Here is a 16,103-nt window from a genome sequence, read left to right on the forward strand (position 1 = left end):
TCTTACACTTTGGGCAGGCGATCGGATGGATGTTTTCGCGGGCGCCGCCTTTGGGCCTGGGGATGGATGTGGGCGGCGCGAAGCGCGTGCAGCACAGGAATTGCAAACGGAATTGCAAACGGAATTGAAAACCCTAGCGCCGCCGTGCCTGAAACTTCCCGTATTGCGTGCGCGCAAAACGCTGCACCGCGCGCCACATCTGCGGATAGCGATAACCCGGCACGGCGAACAGCACCAGTGCACAAAGCGCCAGCAAACCGCAGAACAGGAACGTGCCGCGAAAGCTGAATGCCTGCACCAGCAAACCCGATAACACGCCGGAGAGAATCGAGCCGACCCGCGCCGCATTGAAGAACAGCGCGGTCGCGCGGCCGGGCGATTGCGGCATCAGATCCTGCACGTAAGTCATGCCGAGGCACGAGGTCACCGCCACCACGAACGCGTTGAGCATCTGCATCGGAATCAGCACGTGGACAGACCCCGCGAGCGACATCGCGACGAAATACACGGCGTGGACCGCCGCGCAGGCCGCCAGCCAGCTGGGCTTGTGCAGCGTCGACGACTTCGCGCCGAGCGCGAGCATCATCGGAATCTCCATCAGCGCGCCGAGGCCGAGCATGACCGACACGTCGAGATGCGTGCCGTTCAGGCCGTGCACGATGTAAAGCGGCAGCACGATCATGGTGGCGTTTGCGGCCAGACCGAGCAGGGTGAGCGCGGCCACGGCACGGCGGATATCGTTCGGCGAGGCGACGCCCGGCAGGTCCTCATGCGCCTCGTCGCCGGGCGCGGTCAGCGGCGGCACGGTGATGGAGGCCGACGGCTCCGAGGCCGTGTCTTCCACGGTGTGATCGCCCAGATGGCCTTGCGGCTCCCGCATGCGCCAGACGATGGTCGCACAGGCCGCGAAACTGGCCGCCGCGAACAGGAAGAGCCCGTAGAAACCGGCGCCGGCAAGCACCAGTGCGCCCACCGATGGACCGAACACCCACGCGGCCGAGAGGATCGTTCGCAACGTGGCGCTGGCGAACGCGCGCTCCGCGGGATCGGGCACCGGCAGCGCCGCACGGCTGAACGAGAACACCATCGAAATGGCCGAGCCGCCCGCGCCGATAAAGACAATGCCCACCACCAGCAACAGCCGGTAATCACGCACCACGCATAAACAGAGATAGCCGAGCGCGGCGGCTACCAGCGCCGCCAGCAATAGCGGCCGGTGCCGTCCACTCGCATCGCTCCACCGGCCGGCGAAGGTGCTGGCGAGCACCCCGCTGGCGGCGATCAGCGTCATGAATATGCCGAGTTTGAGCGGCGTCATGCCGGCGCGCTCGACGCCGAACAGCGACAGATACGGAGCGGTGAACGACATCGCCACGCCGAGCATAAGGGTGGCGGCAGCCAGAGGCTTGAAGCCGGGGATGCGGAGCTGGTCGAAAAAGCGGGAGGTTTTCAACACGGGGTGGCGGTGGGTCAGGGAGAGCGAGCCCGCGACGCGATGCGCACTGCGGACTTCGTGGCCGGAACAACCGGGGCATTATCGGCCTGGCTTGCAGGCACGTAAACCCGCAGTCCCGCATCCCAAATCTGTGTTGCGTGCCGTTGCAGACGAACTGACGGCATAGACAACGCTACTTGCCGTCCGTTGCGCGCATTTGCTGCGCTTGCGCTTTGTAATCGTAGGTCGGATAGAACTCGGTGCGATAACCGCCCCACGCGGTCGTCTCGATGGCCCGGTTGACTTCACGCAGGCGGCTGGCCGGCACGCGCAGCGTGACCACCTGGCCGATACCCATCATCACGTACCACGACACCACCTCGATGCCGGGCGGCGGAAAGGTCTTGAAGAATCCTTGCGCGCGCAACTGGTCGTTGATTTTCGGCAGCGGCTTCGATTCGTCGTGGCGCAGGAAGATGGTGAGCAGGAAGGTGTCGTCGGGCGCGGTAGCCGACGCTGCGACCGGCATGGCCGCTTGCGTGCCTGCCGCGACCGGTGCACCAGGCGCGGGCGCGGCAGCGGGATCGGCGCTATGTGCAAGCGGCGCGACGCAGAACGACGAGACGAGCGCCGCGCACAGCAGGCTGCGACGAAGCATGGCGGCAGACAGGACGGACGTGCTTATGGCGATTGCAATTGGCATCGAATGCCTCCATGACGGCGGGGAAGACCAGGCGGCGTGCTTCAGGGGACTTGCTTTGGCGGACCTGCACGCGCGGCCTGAGGTTGAGCAATATCCGCTCCCGCCAGACGCCCCTCGCCTGCCGGCTGCACGACCACATATCCACGTTTTTCGAGCGTCCAGCGGTGCCACTGGTTGCCGTAGGCACCGCAGACCACGCCGAACAGCACGGACAGCACCAGGCCGATCGTGCCGATCGTTTCACCCCACAAGCCCGAGAAAAACAGCAGCGTATTGACCGCCAGCATGATGAAAGTGGCAAACCACATTCTCTTCGACATTGCCCAGACGAAGCCCAACAGCAACGCGCCCCAGCTGAAACCGGTGGCGACCGCGACCGTTTCGTCCTTGCCGGGGTACTGAAGATAGATCCTTTCTGCCATTTCCTTTCCTGAACACGATGACGCCGCTAGAACGAATCATGACGTTTAACATGTCACGCTTGCAAGAACATGCGTTTGTCTGAAATTTACGCGACGACACAAGCGCTGGTGGCTTCAATTAATGGCTTCAATAAGACGCTGAATTTTAGTTGCCTTGCTAACCATTTTGCGTTTCAATAGCATCCATGTTCGATCATTGTCTTTACTTCAATTCATCCGCATTGGCGCGGCTTGCCGAGCGCGAATGGGGTGCCGTGTACGCCGAATTCGGGCTGACGCCGCCGCAGGGGTTCGTGTTGCGCGTCGTGTTGGCTACGCCCGGTTGCCTGAGCAGCCAGGTGGCCGATCTGCTGGGCATTGCCCGCCCCACCGCGACGCGGCTGATCGATAACCTGAGCGACAAGGGACTGGTGGAGCGCCGCCAGGGCGAAACCGATGGGCGCGAATGGCGGGTGCATGCCACACGGGCGGGCAAAGCGCTTGAACGGCCTATCAACGAAGCCAGTGCGCAAATTGCGAAGAATCTGCGTGCCCGGATTGGGCCCGAGTTGTTCGAGGCGGCCGTTACGTCAATGCACGGCGTGCGGAAAGCGCTCGACTGAGGCGCTTTTTTTTAAGCAAATAGTTGTCTTGCTAACTATATAGGGAGAGTATCGAATGGACCATCTGGCGAGTCAGCGTAACGCGACAACCCGCAACGGCACGGGAAGATTTTCAGGCGGCACGCGAATCTCGGCAAACTGGATTTTCGGCGCCGCGATCGGGTTGTCGCTTTGTATCTTGCTGGGCATCGCGATTGCTTGCGCGCCGGCTGCCGTGCGCAGCAATAACGAGCGCTGCCTGCAAGCCCTGGCGGATGAGCAGCACGTGAGTGTCGAAGATTTTTTCCAGAACCCCGCTGAGCAGGATGTTTTAGCGCTTGCGGCTGAGCAGTGCACGCGATGACTGGCCTGCGTTGCGCTTCGGACGCGGACGGTGGGGCCCATGGATCGATGCAAGCCCGCGCACGGCACGGGAAAGCACCCCTGCCCCCGTCACTGACGATCCCGGCCATAGCTGATACTCTTTTGCTAAATCCACACGCAGCAGAGCCCTGCGCAACAGGAAACCGCTGTCTGCGTAGGTAAAAGCACCGGAGCACCCATGGCAACCCCAAAACCCTATTCCTCCCACGCCCCTTCCCGAGCCGAGATCGACGCCCTGCCGGGCGCCATGGTCATAGAATTCGGCACGGACTGGTGCGGCTACTGCCAGGGGGCGCAAGCGTCGATTGCCAAAGCCTTCGAACCTCATGCCGGCATCAGGCATCTGAAAATCGAAGACGGCCCAGGCCGTCCGCTTGGCCGCTCCTTCAAGGTCAAACTCTGGCCCACGCTGATCTTCATGCGCGATGGCGCCGAAGTCGCCCGCATCGTACGCCCAGCCAATGCCGCGGACATCGTTGAGGCTTTCGCTTCGCTCTGACCGGCGCGGCGCTCAAACACCTGCAAGACTTCATCCGCAAACCGGATTAAAGGGAGCACACCTCATGGACACCCGTAGCGAGCTGCAAGCCACCGTCAATGCGATGGTCCAACCCGGCAAAGGTCTTCTCGCCGCCGACGAAAGCGGCCCGACCATCGCCAAACGCTTCAAGACGATCGGTCTCGAATCCAGCGAGGAAAACCGCCGGGCCTATCGCAACCTGCTGCTCACCACGCTGGGTCTTGGCGAATTCGTGAGCGGCGTGATCCTTTACGAAGAAACACTTGGGCAGAAAGCGGACGACGGTACGCCTTTTCCGCAACTTGCCGCCAGAAACGGCGTTGTGCCCGGCATCAAGGTGGACCTCGGCAAGATTCCGCTTGCGCTCGCCCCTGGGGACGAAATCACCGAAGGTCTCGACGGCCTCGCCAGGCGTTTCGCCGACTACAAGCGACAAGGCGCGCGCTTCGCCAAATGGCGCGCGGTCTACAACATCACGGCGAGCTTGCCGAGCCGCCTCGCCATCGAAGCGAATGCCGACTCGCTGGCGCGCTATGCGGCGATCTCGCAGGAAGCGGGCATTGTGCCGATCGTCGAGCCGGAGGTGCTGATGGACGGCGATCACACCATCGGACGCTGCGCGGAAGTGACCGAGGCCGTGTTGCACGAAGTGTTTAGCGCGCTGCAGCGGCATCGCGTGGTGCTCGAACATATTCTGCTGAAGCCCAGCATGGTGCTGGCGGGCGCTGAACATGCGCAGCAGTCGTCTACTTCGGATATCGCGGCGCACACCGTGCGGGTGCTCAAACGCACGGTGCCGTCGGCGGTGCCGGGGATCGTGTTCCTGTCCGGCGGGCAAACGCCGGAAGAGGCAACGGCCAATCTCGATGCCATGAATCGCCTTGGGCCGCTGCCGTGGAATCTGAGCTTCTCGTATGGCCGCGCGTTGCAGGAACCGCCACTGCAAGCATGGAAGGGACAGGCGAGCAATGTGAAAGGCGCACAGGATGCGCTGCTCAAACGTGCCCGTCTGAACAGCGCGGCGGCGCTCGGCAAGTACGACGCAGCGCAGGAAAAAGGCTAGCCTCTACGACGAGCGGTCCGCGTATGCCGCCGCTTTTCGATAAGCGTGGTCCCTGTCGAACAGGCTTCAACCGAAGTCGTCGCGAGGGAAAATCACTTGCAACTCAACGATTCCTGGGGGTTGCGCGTGCAATCTTGTCGAGCAGCGCCTGCAGCGAAACCGGTTTGCCGATGTGACCGTCGTAGCCGGCGCGGATTGCACGCGTAGCATCCTGAGGCCGGCCGAAGCCCGTCAGCGCGAGCGCAGGCACTGAAGCGGTAGCCGGCAGCTTGCGCAGCGCCGCGATCAGTTCGTAGCCGTCCATGCCCGGCATGCCGATATCCGACAGGATCAGATCGAACGGTTGATGAGCTGCGATAGCAAGCGCGTCGGCGCCATTGGTCTGGGGCCACACTTGTGCGCCTTCGAGTTCGAGCAGGCTCTGGAACGCCTGCAAACTTTCGACCGCGTCGTCTATCAGCAAAATCCTCATGCCTTTGAGCAAGTCGGCGTCGCCTGGCGTGTCGTGGATTTCGTGCTCCGTCACCGTGCTGTCGGCCGGCAGCCAGACACGAAAACGCGCGCCCTTCCCGACGCCCGCGGATTCCGCCTTCACATGGCCGCCATGCATTTCGGCGAGCTGTTTGACGAGTGCGAGCCCGATACCCAGCCCACCGCTACGGCGCCGATGCGCCCCCTCGGCCTGACTGAACATGTCGAACACGTTCGGCAGAAAACCGGGCTCGATGCCGCGCCCCGTATCCTGCACCTCGACACAGGCATAGCTGTCTTCACGCGAGAGCGTCAGGCTCACCCGCCCGCCCTGCGGCGTGAACTTCACCGCGTTGCTAACGAGGTTCCACAGAATCTGCTCGAAGCGCACGGCATCGGCGTCGATAAAGAACGGCTCGGCCACGCCGTGCAAGGTCACGCTCACTTGATGCGCCAGCGCATCCGCCTCGATCGCGCTGCCCACCAGCGCCGTGATCGCCGCGATGTCCACCCGCGAGCGCTCCAGCGCCAGTTTGCCGGTGCGCACGCGCGACAGATCGAGCAGATCGTCGATGATCTTGGCGAGACTGACCACCGAGCGGCGAATCGCGTCGGCTGCATCGCGCACCACCGGCAGACCTTGCGTGGATGGCGCGCGGTCCAGCATGTCCGCTTTCACGTGAATCAGGTTCAGCGGGTTCTTCAGTTCATGCGACAGCACCGCGAGGAATTCGTCCTTCAGACGGCTAGCCGCCTCCACCTTCTGGCGCACCGAGCGCTCAAGAGAAATCTTGCGCTGTTCGAGTGCCTCGGTGCCTTTGCGCTGTGTCAGATCGCGCACGATCTTGGCGAAACCACTGAACGTTTCCGACGACACCGGTGTGATCACGCCGCTGCAATAAAGCCGCGCGCCGCCTTTGCGGATGTACCATCGCTCGTCTTCGACGCGGCCGTCGTTCAGCGCGCGCTGACGTTCTACCGATGGTTCGTTGGCCTCGCGCTCTTCCGGTAGATAGAGGTGGTCGAGCAACTGCCCTGTCATCTCGCTCTCGCTGTAGCCGAAGATCCGCTCCGCCCCCTTGTTCCACGTCACCACGCGGCCGTCCATATCCTGCACGATGATCGCGAAGTCGTTGGTGCTCTGCGCGGCGAGACGCAAACGCTCTTCACCCATGCGCACCAACTGCTCGGCACGCCGCAATGCCGTGATATCGACGATGGTCAGCACCGCGCCTTCGATATGATCGTCCGTCGTGCGGTACGGCGAGAGGCGCGTCAGAAAATAGCGGCCGTCAACGCCGCGAACCTCACGTTCGATCAGTTGCAGCGATTCGAAGACGGTGGCTGTGTCCTCGGCCAACTGCGGGTAATCGAGCCGGTGCGTGATGTCGTGCAGCGGGCGGCCCACGTCGGAGGGAATCACGTTGAACAGATCGGTCGCAGCCGGCGTATAGCGCTTGATGCGTATCGCACGATCGACGAACACCGTCGCGATGCCGGTCGAGGCGATCACGTTCTGCAAATCGTCTTTGGCCTTGCTGGTTTCCTCGATCTTGGCCTGCAACTCGGCGTTGACGGTAAACAATTCCTCGTTCAACGATTGCAGTTCTTCCTTACTGGTCTCCAGTTCTTCGGTGGCCGCGCGCAGTTCCTCGTTAATCGCCTGCAACTCTTCGTTCGATGCTTTGAGCTCCTCAGTCGAAGCCTCCGACTGTTCGACCGTCGAGCGTAACTCCTGCTTCGTGCGATGCAGTTCGTCCTCGAGGTGTCCCAGCAGCGAATCCTGTGCAGCCGGACTGGCCGCCTGAACGGTTGCGACAGGCACACCGGCCGCGCTTTCGTCGAACAGCACCAGCGCGAATTCCGGTGAATCCTCGGTGCGCCGGTACGGGCGTACGATGATCCGCACGTGCGCTTCGGACGTGAACTCGATCGGCGAGGTCGCGACCTCGCTATTGCTGCGCATGGCCTGGAACAGTGCGCCGCGCAGTTGCAGGCGCAATGCCGGATTTACCAGCATGATCAGGTTGTACGACGGCTCACCGCGCGCGAAACGCAGGAAGCGGCCGGCGTGCTCGGACATATGCAGGATGTTCGCATCTGTATCGACTACGACGCTCGGCGGCGCGTACAGCTCGAGAATCCGTTGATGCAAGGCCGCGAAAGGCAGGATCTGCGGCAGCGGCGGCGCGGGTTCGGCGCTGGTGGTGGCGCTCACCCCGCCGTGCTGGACGACCGGCATGCTGATCGGCGGCCGCACGGCGCTGGTAACCACGTTCGCGCGGTAAATGCGATTCTTTTTATCGACCGGCGTAAACAGTTCTCCCGCAGCCTCCGCGGATTCCGAACTGCCGAGCAGCAGATAGCCGCCGGGCTGCAATGCAAAGTGAAACATTTGCAGTACCTGGCTCTGCACGCTGCGATCGAGATAGATCAGCAGATTGCGGCACGATACCAGGTCGACACGCGAAAACGGTGGATCGCGCAGCACGTTGTGCACCGCGAACAATACCTTTTCGCGGATGACTTTGGAGACGCGAAAGTGCGCGCGCTCCGGCGTGAAGAACTGGCGCAGGCGCTGTGTGGGGACATCCGCGGTGATCGACTCGGGATAGAGGCCCGCACGGGCGAAAGCAATCGCGCGCTCGTCGATATCGGTCGCGAACAACTGGACCGGTATCCCTTCGTGCCGCTCCGGATGATCGGCAAGCAACATGGCCAGCGAGTAGGCTTCTTCCCCGGTCGCGCAACCGGCAACCCAGGCGCGCACCGGGTCGTCCGCGGATTTCTTCTGGAACAGCTTCGGCACGATCTCGCGCGCGACCACCTCGAACGTTTCGCTGTCGCGGAAGAAGTTGGTCACGCCGATCAGCATGTCCTTGAGGAGCGCCGGTGTTTCGTCTGGATGCGTGAGAACATAGTCCTGGTACGCCTGCAGATCGGGAATGCCGTTGACCTGCAGACGGCGTTCGATCCGCCGCAGGATCGTGGCGCGCTTGTAGTGACGGAAATCGTGGCCGGTGCGCGCGCGCAAGGTGGCGAGCACGCCGAGCAACGCCCGTTCGGCGGCCGAGGCCGGATTGGCTTGCGCGGCAGTGAGCGTTTCGGGTTCGTCGTCAGCGGACGGCAAACGGATCGCGCGAGCGTTGTCAGCGAGCTCGCGAAGTTTGCGCGGCATCTCCGCAACCGGCAGCGTGAGGTCGATCATGCCCGTCGCCATCGCGTTCTGCGGCATTTCCGGGTATTCGGCATCCGCCGGGTCCTGCGCGATCGTTACGCCGCCCTGCTCCTTGATGCGGCCAATGCCGGTCGCGCCGTCCGCCCCCGTGCCCGAGAGCACGATCGCAATAGCCCGTTCGCGGTGCGCGTCGGCGAGGCTACGAAAAAACAGATCGATGGCGATCGGGCGGCCGCGCGGCCGGTCGGTTTCGACGGACGTCAGATGGCCGTCCTCGAGTGACAGATCGCTCGACGGCGAAATCACGTAGACATGATTTTTTTCGACCTGCGTGGCATGCTGCACCTGGCGCACCGGCATGCCGGTGGCGTGCTGCAGCACCTGGTCGGCGCTGCTGACATGGTCGGGAGAGAGATGCAGCACGACGACGAAGGCCATGCCTATATCGGACGGTGTGTTCTCGAAGAAGCGCAGCAGTGCCTGCACGCCGCCCGCGGAGGCACCGATGCCGACCACCGGGAAGTCCAGCGAACTGATACCAGGCGCGCGCGTGGCCGCCGCGTTGGCGTTCGCGCTATCGGTGCCCGGTTGTGCGTCCGTTGGGCTGCCCGCCTGCGCAGTCGACTGCGTTTTCGTCGGAGACGCCCCTGCTTCACTGCCCGCCATACTCATTCCTTGTGCGCTGCGTCCTGGGCCGCCTCATCTTCTTACCACGATGGGCCCCTGCTGATTCCGCTCGCATTGTCGCGTGTGTTGCGCCGCATTGCAAAGGTCGGCATGCCTTTAAGCGCGCGACTTTGACCGCGTGATCCGGACGTAAAAAGGTCTGAGGGATCGGACCGTTCCGGGCATCCGTCGCTGCTTCACTGGAACCGCGGGAACCATCGGCCCAATACGCGCCTTATCAGGCTGTCAGCAAGGGATGTGCCGCGAGGCCTGAAACGCTTAGAACGCAGCCGAACGCGCCGGACAGCGCGAACCTTACGGTTCGCAAACCACCAGCGCGTGCAACTCGTCGATATTGAAGGGTTTGGCGAGTATGGCTACGCCGAGCCGGCGCGCCCGTTCGAGTTCGTCGGCGTAGCCGGTCATCAGCACGATCTTCTGCCCAGGCCAGGCGCTGCGTACCTTCTCCGCGAGGTCGATGCCGTTGAGCCTGCCCGGCATCTGGATGTCGGACAGCACGAGTTCGAACTTCGCGCCGCCGGCCAGCACGTCGAGCGCCTGATCGGCGGTGGGTTCGTGCCGGACTTCGCAGCCAAAGGTTTCCAGCACGGCGGTTACGCCTGCCGCCACGTCTTCGTTGTCTTCCACCAGAAGCACAACGCCCTTTGCTGCCGGTGCCGGTTGGTACGTCGTTTCCACCTCGGGCACCGACGCCCGCTGCCGCTCGCGATAGCGCGGCAAATAAAGTCTGACCGTTGTGCCGCTGCCCGGCACGCTGTCGATTCTGGCCGTGCCGCCCGCCTGTTCGCACATGGCGAGGACCTGGGCGAGACCGAGGCCGGTGCCCGAGCCGCGCAGCTTGGTGGTGAACAGCGGCTCGAACGCGCGACGGGCGACCGTTTCGGGCATGCCTTCGCCGTCGTCGGAGCAGGCGATCAGCACGTATTCGCCGTCGGGCAGCAAGGTGTCGCTGCCCACCAGACGGTTGTTCTGGCAACGGATCACGAAGCGGCCGCCGCGCGGCATCGCGTCACGCGCGTTGACCGCCAGATTCATGATCGCGAATTCAAGGTCGATTGGATCGGCCAGCACCTGCCAGACGTTGTCCACCATGTTCAAGGCCATTTCGACGTTGTCGCCGAGCGCCGCATCGATCAGCGGTGCGGCGCTCGGCAACCAGCTAGCCAGGTTGACCGGTTCCTGCTTGAGCGGCTGCTTTTTCGCCACGCTCAGAAGCTGACGCGTCAGCGATTCCGCCGTGGCGGTGGCACGCTCGACGGCCTGCACTTCCTTTTCAAGGTTGTTATAGCGCTTCAAACGTGCGAGTTCGGTGTTGGCCGACACCACCATCAGCAGATTGTTGAAGTCGTGTGCGACGTTGGCGACGAGATTGCCGAGCGCGCCCATGCGCTGTAATTGCCGGCTCGACGCCTCCGCGGAAAGACGCATGGCCACTTCGCCCTGCCAGCGTTCCCACGCGCGGCGTTCGCCGGCGAGCTGGCGCAATGAGAAGAACACCAGCAGCCAGATCGCCACGCAGGGCACGGCTGTGATCGCCACGATCATCATGAAGTGCTGACGCCAGGCCGCGCCGATCGCGGCGGTCTCGTACGCGCTCATCACATAGAGCGGATAGTCGCCGACGCGGCGAAACGCCAGCAGCCGTTCGACGCCGTCGACCGTGGAAATCAGACGGATGTGACCAAATAGCTGCTTGTCGCGCAACGCCGCGGTGAACGCGCTCTCCTGGGTGGGTTTGGCGCCCGCGGGCCACGCCGGATAACGCACCAGCAGACTGCCATCCTGGCGGTAGAGCCCCAACGACACCGACGTATTGCCATTCGTCAGCTCACGATAGAAGCGCGAAAAGTACTCGGTGCGCAGCGCCACGGACACCACACCGAGAAATTGTCCGTTTTCGCCTGAGCGGCCGGTTGCGGTGTTGAACACATTGGTCTGCGACAGCGGCCCGAACATGGGCAAAGAAAAATACGGCTGCGGCCGCATCGCTTTGGCCGCGGTGAAGTCTTCACGTTGACCGGTCGACATGGGCGGCGCCGGATAAGCGCGGCTCGACACCAGCAAATCGCCGTTCACGCCAAGCACGTAAATCGACGCGACCTGCGGGAAGTCGCCGCCGATTTGCCGCAAACGGTCGTGCAATCCGCTTTCCTGTGCACGAATCTGTGCGTCGTCGTCGTTGCCGAGCAGATCGACGATGCGCGAGGCCACCTGCTGATTGAGGTCCTGTACCTTGACGGCTTGTTCCTCGATCACGCGCGCGAGCCGGTCGATCATGTCGTTCGAATCGGCAATCCGGCGCTGGTAATCGAAATAGCCATAACCCGTGAGGCAGGCCAGGGGAAACACAATCGAGACAGCGAGCACGATCAGAAGCACCCGCCGCGTTGCCGCGAAATTACGCGACGGCATGGGGAAATCGACTGCGGCACGCTCCGCACGTTGCACTGTCACGATCTCCATGAAAGATAAATACGGTTCGGTGTGGCGGTGCACAATGTGCCCGCGTTGTTCGAGCGCTATTTCCTTTCCCGGAATTTACCGCACTTCCGCCGTTCTCCATAGGGCGGCGAGCGGTGAAAACATTTTCACTTCTTCGGCGGTGCAGCCACCGGGCCGCTTTCAACCGGCGGCGCTTCCTTCTCGATCTCGTCGCGGGCCTGCTCCCAGTACTCGTCAGGCGTGCCCTTTGGATCGGTCGCCTGCTCCCACAGGTAATAGGCGCGCGTGCGAATCTGTTCTTCTTGAGACATGCATTCCTGTTCCATTTGTTCACCCTCGGTTGGATCTGACGAAGACCGATGCCGGCCGTGCTGCGCCCCCGGTCGAGGACCGGGGGCGCAGCTATCCGGAATCGAGCAAGCGCTATACCTGGCGGCTAGCGCTCGCGCCGGCCCCCTAAGCTCGTCACGTTCCCGCAGGGCGCTCGCTTTCGTCCGTGGTAAGTTGTTCTTCCAGCCGATCGAACACGCGTTGTGTCGCGCGGCTCGGCGCGTCAAGTGCGAACAGCAGCAATGAACGGCCGGTTACCTGATACGCGTCGCCAGCGCTGAATTGAGGCAATTCGGCACGCACCGGCATGTTCGTATCCAGCAGACAAGTCCACTGATCGCCCTCGGGAATGTCCGGGAGCGTGAAGTTGACCACGTCGTGATGTGCATTCAGCACCAGCAGCAAAGTCGCATCGGACGCGGGGCGTCGAATGCCGCTCGCCTGAGCGCGTCCGTCGATCACGAGCCCGAAGCAGCGCATCGACGGATCGTCCCACTGTTCCTGCGAAAGATCGGTACCGTCAGGCGAAAGCCAGCGCGCGTCGGTTACGTCGAGCGCCTCGTTGTATTCGCCGGTGAGAAAACGTCCGCGACGCAGTACCGGCAGACGATGACGCAGCGTGGTCAGATTCTTGACGAATTCGATCAGCGCGCGCCCGTCGTCGTCGATGCGCTCCCAATCGACCCAGCTGATTTCGTTGTCCTGGCAATACGCATTGTTATTCCCCTTCTGTGTACGGCCGAATTCGTCGCCCGCGAGAATCATCGGCGTGCCTTGCGAGAGCAGCAGCGTAGCCAGCAGATTGCGTTTCTGGCGTTCGCGTTGCTGACGGATGTCCGGATCGTCAGTGGGGCCTTCGACGCCCATGTTCCATGATTTGTTGTCCGAATGACCGTCGTTGTTGTCTTCGCCGTTGGCCTCGTTGTGCTTCTCGTTGTACGAGACCAGATCGTTGAGCGTGAAGCCGTCGTGCGCCGCGATGAAGTTGACGCTCGCCCATGGACGCCGCCCGCGATGATTGAACTTGTCGCCCGAACCGGTGATACGGGTCCCGAGATCGGCCACCTTGCCTTCGTCGCCCTTCCAGTATTCGCGCACGGTATCGCGGAAGCGGTCATTCCACTCCGCCCAGCCGGGCGGAAAGCCGCCCACCTGATAGCCGCCGGGGCCGCAGTCCCAAGGCTCGGCAACCAGCCGCACGCTCGAGAGCACCGGGTCTTGCCGGCAGCTGTCGAGAAACCCGCCACCTTCGTCGAACCCGTGTGTTTCACGGCCGAGAATCGTGGCGAGATCGAAGCGGAAACCGTCGACCTTCATCTCCGTTACCCAGTAGCGCAGGCTGTCGGTCACCATCTGCAGCACGCGCGGATGAGACAGATTAAGCGTGTTGCCTGTGCCCGTATCGTTGATGTAATAACGTGGCTCGTCCGGCATCAGCCGATAATAGGACGCGTTGTCGATGCCTTTGAAGGAAATCGTCGGACCGCGCTCGTTGCCTTCGGCGGTGTGGTTGTAGACCACGTCGAGAATGACTTCGAGATTGGCACTATGGAAACGGTCCACCATTTCCTTGAATTCGCCGACCGGGTCGGTCGACGACGCGAAGAAGCGCGGATCGGCCGCGAAAAAACCGATCGTGTTGTAACCCCAGTAGTTGGTGAGACCGTTGTCGAGCAAATAGCTGTCGTTGACGAAGGTCTGAATCGGCATCAACTCGACCGACGTGACGCCGAGCCCCTTAATGTAATCGAGCACGACCTGCTGGCCGAGCCCCGCGAAGGTGCCACGCAAATGCGCCGGTACTTCAGGATGACGTTTGGTAAAACCGCGCACATGAGTTTCGTAGAAGATCACGCGATCCCAGGGCAGCGCATTGCGTTCCGGATGACTCCACGAAAAGTTCGCGTCGACCACCTTGCACTTCGGCACGAAAGGCGCGCTGTCGCGCTCGTCGAATGAGAGGTCGCCTTCTTCAGAATCGAGCGTATAGCCGAAGATTTCCGGCGCCCATTTGAGCTCACCGATATGGGCTTTGGCGTAGGGATCGAGCAGGAGCTTGTTCGGATTGAAACGATGCCCTTTTTCCGGTTCATAGGGACCATGGACCCGAAAGCCGTACACCGCGCCCGGCTTGAGATTCGGCACGAACACGTGCCAGACCTCGTCGGTGTACTCCGGCAGCTCGATGCGTTCGATTTCCGTCTCGCCGGTTTCATCGAACAGGCAGAGTTCGACCTTGGTCGCGTGTGCTGAGAACAGCGCGAAGTTGACGCCGCTTCCGTTCCACGTCGCGCCTAGCGGGAAAGGCGTGCCTTCCGCGATACGCGTCGAGTAGCTGGCCTGGGATGACATAGGAATTCCTGTGGAAGCTGAGGGCATTGGCACACGTGTTTGAAATGGTCAAGCTTGCCTGCTCAGCAAATTCTGGACCCGTGTGTTGCGCGCGTGGCGCAAAGCACCTCTCATACCACCCATTACGCCGTTTTTACGGCGGCCCGATGGCATGCAACGCGGCGGCCGACTCGAGCACCCGCAAGAGGCGCTCCGGAGTCAAGGGTTTCGCACAATGCGCGTCGAAACCAGCGGCCTTGGCGCGCGCACGGTCCTCACGCGAAGCAAAAGCCGTACAGGCCACCAGCAGCATGTCTGAAGTCAACGGGTCGGCCCGCAGGCGGCGAGCCAGCTCAAGGCCATCCAGGCCGGGCATCTTGATGTCGAGCACAACGGCGAACGGCTGCCACTCACGGGCCATGGCGCAAACGGCGAATGGGTCTTCCAGCGCGCGGCACTCGAAGCCGTCGGCGTTCAGAAGCATCTGCAAGGCTTCGGCCGCTTCCAGATAGTCGTCGACCACGAGCACGCGACGGTGCGACACCATCGCATACCGGATAGCCCGCCAGACTACGACGTCATCGTTCTCGTCCATTCTGTCGTTGAACGTCACCCTATTCTCCCTGGCTTCTTGCCGGCGCCGTTTTTGGGCACCCGGGAGCATGCGCGCAAGATTCGCTCCCATCGTGCAGCGAGCGTTCATCGCTCGCCAGGCGTTCGCTCCGGTTTTCGCTACGTTGCGTCCCGATGCGCCGCCCCACACGCGTTACCTCACCACCATAGCTCAGCGGATGAACTACCGCTTCCTGATTTATGCCGTCTTGACGCTTCGCGATAGATAGTCGCAAGAACGGGATGTTGCGTTGAAGGATGGATGAAACGCACTTCCGCCGTGCATACCGCCCTTGCTGCGTGCATTGCGCATAACTTTGTGCTCCCCCGACATCATCAGCCCGTTATATACGAACGAATATAGTCGCGGCGAGTTGGGGAAAACACGCAAACGTGCATCGGATGCAAACGCGAGATTTGTCAAAAAATGCGGTATTACGTTGAAAAGTGCTGCTTGCGGGTTATCCCGCAGGTCATATTCACCGGACGCACGAGACCGCTACATCCCTCTGATGGAACGCCGCGAGGCCAGGGCCGCCGATGCGAAACAGGTATGCGAACGCTACAAATGACATCTCCGTGACACCGCACAGCCCAGGCCTGACAGCGAGACTGCGGTAACATTCTCCAAAGATGCCGGACCTGGCGTAATCACCGCTTATCCCGGCAGGCCAGAGGACTCGACGATGAGCATGAGCACGCGCAACAACGCAAGAATACCCAGTAGCGGCAAGTCGCCCATAGCGTTGGCACACGGCTTCGGCGGCGATCGGCGCATGTGGCGCTGCCGCGCGCGGCAGTTCGCACACGAATACATGCAACGGATGCTGCCCGCCGGCGCGCGACATCTCATTGAGAACGCCGGCCATTGTCCGCATCCGGGCTCGCCCGGCACGAACGCCGCGGCCATGTGCGCTTATCTCGAGCGGATGAGCCAATAAAAC

General features: G+C 62.3%; 13 protein-coding genes. 5 read left to right on the forward strand and 8 right to left on the reverse strand.

The features are described 5' to 3' along the window. Window positions 1-133: 133 nt before the first annotated feature. From PQR40_RS25635 to PQR40_RS25645, 3 genes are all read right to left on the reverse strand, one after another. A complete protein-coding gene (locus PQR40_RS25635) occupies window positions 134-1,456 on the reverse strand; it encodes a sugar efflux transporter (protein WP_408392396.1) in 1,323 nt (440 codons plus the stop codon). A 172-nt stretch (window positions 1,457-1,628) separates the two neighbouring features. Beyond that, the gene (locus tag PQR40_RS25640; RefSeq protein WP_408225267.1) at window positions 1,629-2,093 is read right to left on the reverse strand and encodes a hypothetical protein; all 465 of its coding nucleotides are present in this window, start codon (window positions 2,091-2,093) and stop codon (window positions 1,629-1,631) included. An 86-nt stretch (window positions 2,094-2,179) separates the two neighbouring features. Next, window positions 2,180-2,560, reverse strand: coding sequence for a DUF2628 domain-containing protein (locus PQR40_RS25645; RefSeq protein WP_408510088.1), 381 nt, complete (start codon window positions 2,558-2,560; stop codon window positions 2,180-2,182). 185 nt (window positions 2,561-2,745) lie between these two features. On the opposite strand from PQR40_RS25645, the gene PQR40_RS25650 reads away from it, so the two are divergent. The 4 genes from PQR40_RS25650 (at window position 2,746) to PQR40_RS25665 (ending at window position 5,108) form a co-directional block, all read left to right on the forward strand. Continuing rightward, on the forward strand, window positions 2,746-3,162 hold the full coding sequence (locus PQR40_RS25650) for a MarR family winged helix-turn-helix transcriptional regulator (protein ID WP_408224752.1): 417 nt from the start codon (window positions 2,746-2,748) through the stop codon (window positions 3,160-3,162). A gap of 55 nt (window positions 3,163-3,217) precedes the next feature. After that, window positions 3,218-3,505, forward strand: coding sequence for a hypothetical protein (locus PQR40_RS25655; protein WP_408392390.1), 288 nt, complete (start codon window positions 3,218-3,220; stop codon window positions 3,503-3,505). A 198-nt stretch (window positions 3,506-3,703) separates the two neighbouring features. Next, complete coding sequence (locus PQR40_RS25660; protein ID WP_408224746.1) at window positions 3,704-4,024, forward strand: thioredoxin family protein; 321 nt, start codon at window positions 3,704-3,706, stop codon at window positions 4,022-4,024. A 64-nt stretch (window positions 4,025-4,088) separates the two neighbouring features. After that, entirely contained in the window at window positions 4,089-5,108 is a 1,020-nt protein-coding gene (locus PQR40_RS25665; RefSeq protein WP_408510089.1) for a class I fructose-bisphosphate aldolase, read from the forward strand. Between the two features lie 103 nt (window positions 5,109-5,211). Here the strand turns inward: PQR40_RS25665 and PQR40_RS25670 are convergent, their stop codons facing one another. The 5 genes from PQR40_RS25670 to PQR40_RS25690 all read right to left on the reverse strand — a co-directional run bounded on the left by PQR40_RS25670 (window position 5,212) and on the right by PQR40_RS25690 (window position 15,142). Then, window positions 5,212-9,423 carry a CheR family methyltransferase gene (locus PQR40_RS25670; RefSeq protein ID WP_408336678.1) on the reverse strand — a complete coding sequence of 1,404 codons (4,212 nt, stop codon included), beginning with the start codon at window positions 9,421-9,423 and terminating at the stop codon, window positions 5,212-5,214. Window positions 9,424-9,738: 315 nt separating this feature from the next. Beyond that, entirely contained in the window at window positions 9,739-11,892 is a 2,154-nt protein-coding gene (locus PQR40_RS25675) for a hybrid sensor histidine kinase/response regulator family protein (protein ID WP_408510109.1), read from the reverse strand. A 140-nt stretch (window positions 11,893-12,032) separates the two neighbouring features. Next, window positions 12,033-12,212 (reverse strand): DUF2934 domain-containing protein, encoded by a 180-nt coding sequence (locus PQR40_RS25680; protein ID WP_408510090.1) that lies wholly within the window; start codon window positions 12,210-12,212, stop codon window positions 12,033-12,035. A gap of 139 nt (window positions 12,213-12,351) precedes the next feature. Continuing rightward, the gene (glgX, locus tag PQR40_RS25685; protein WP_408392381.1) at window positions 12,352-14,568 is read right to left on the reverse strand and encodes a glycogen debranching protein GlgX; all 2,217 of its coding nucleotides are present in this window, start codon (window positions 14,566-14,568) and stop codon (window positions 12,352-12,354) included. A gap of 133 nt (window positions 14,569-14,701) precedes the next feature. After that, window positions 14,702-15,142, reverse strand: a complete 441-nt coding sequence (locus PQR40_RS25690) for a response regulator (RefSeq protein ID WP_408484503.1) — start codon at window positions 15,140-15,142, stop codon at window positions 14,702-14,704. Window positions 15,143-15,851: 709 nt separating this feature from the next. On the opposite strand from PQR40_RS25690, the gene PQR40_RS25695 reads away from it, so the two are divergent. Further along, window positions 15,852-16,100 carry a hypothetical protein gene (locus tag PQR40_RS25695; RefSeq protein ID WP_408510091.1) on the forward strand — a complete coding sequence of 83 codons (249 nt, stop codon included), beginning with the start codon at window positions 15,852-15,854 and terminating at the stop codon, window positions 16,098-16,100. Window positions 16,101-16,103 lie beyond the last annotated feature (3 nt).

Origin of the sequence: Paraburkholderia sediminicola (assembly GCF_046026855.1) — a bacterium.
Classification (GTDB): domain Bacteria; phylum Pseudomonadota; class Gammaproteobacteria; order Burkholderiales; family Burkholderiaceae; genus Paraburkholderia; species Paraburkholderia sediminicola_A.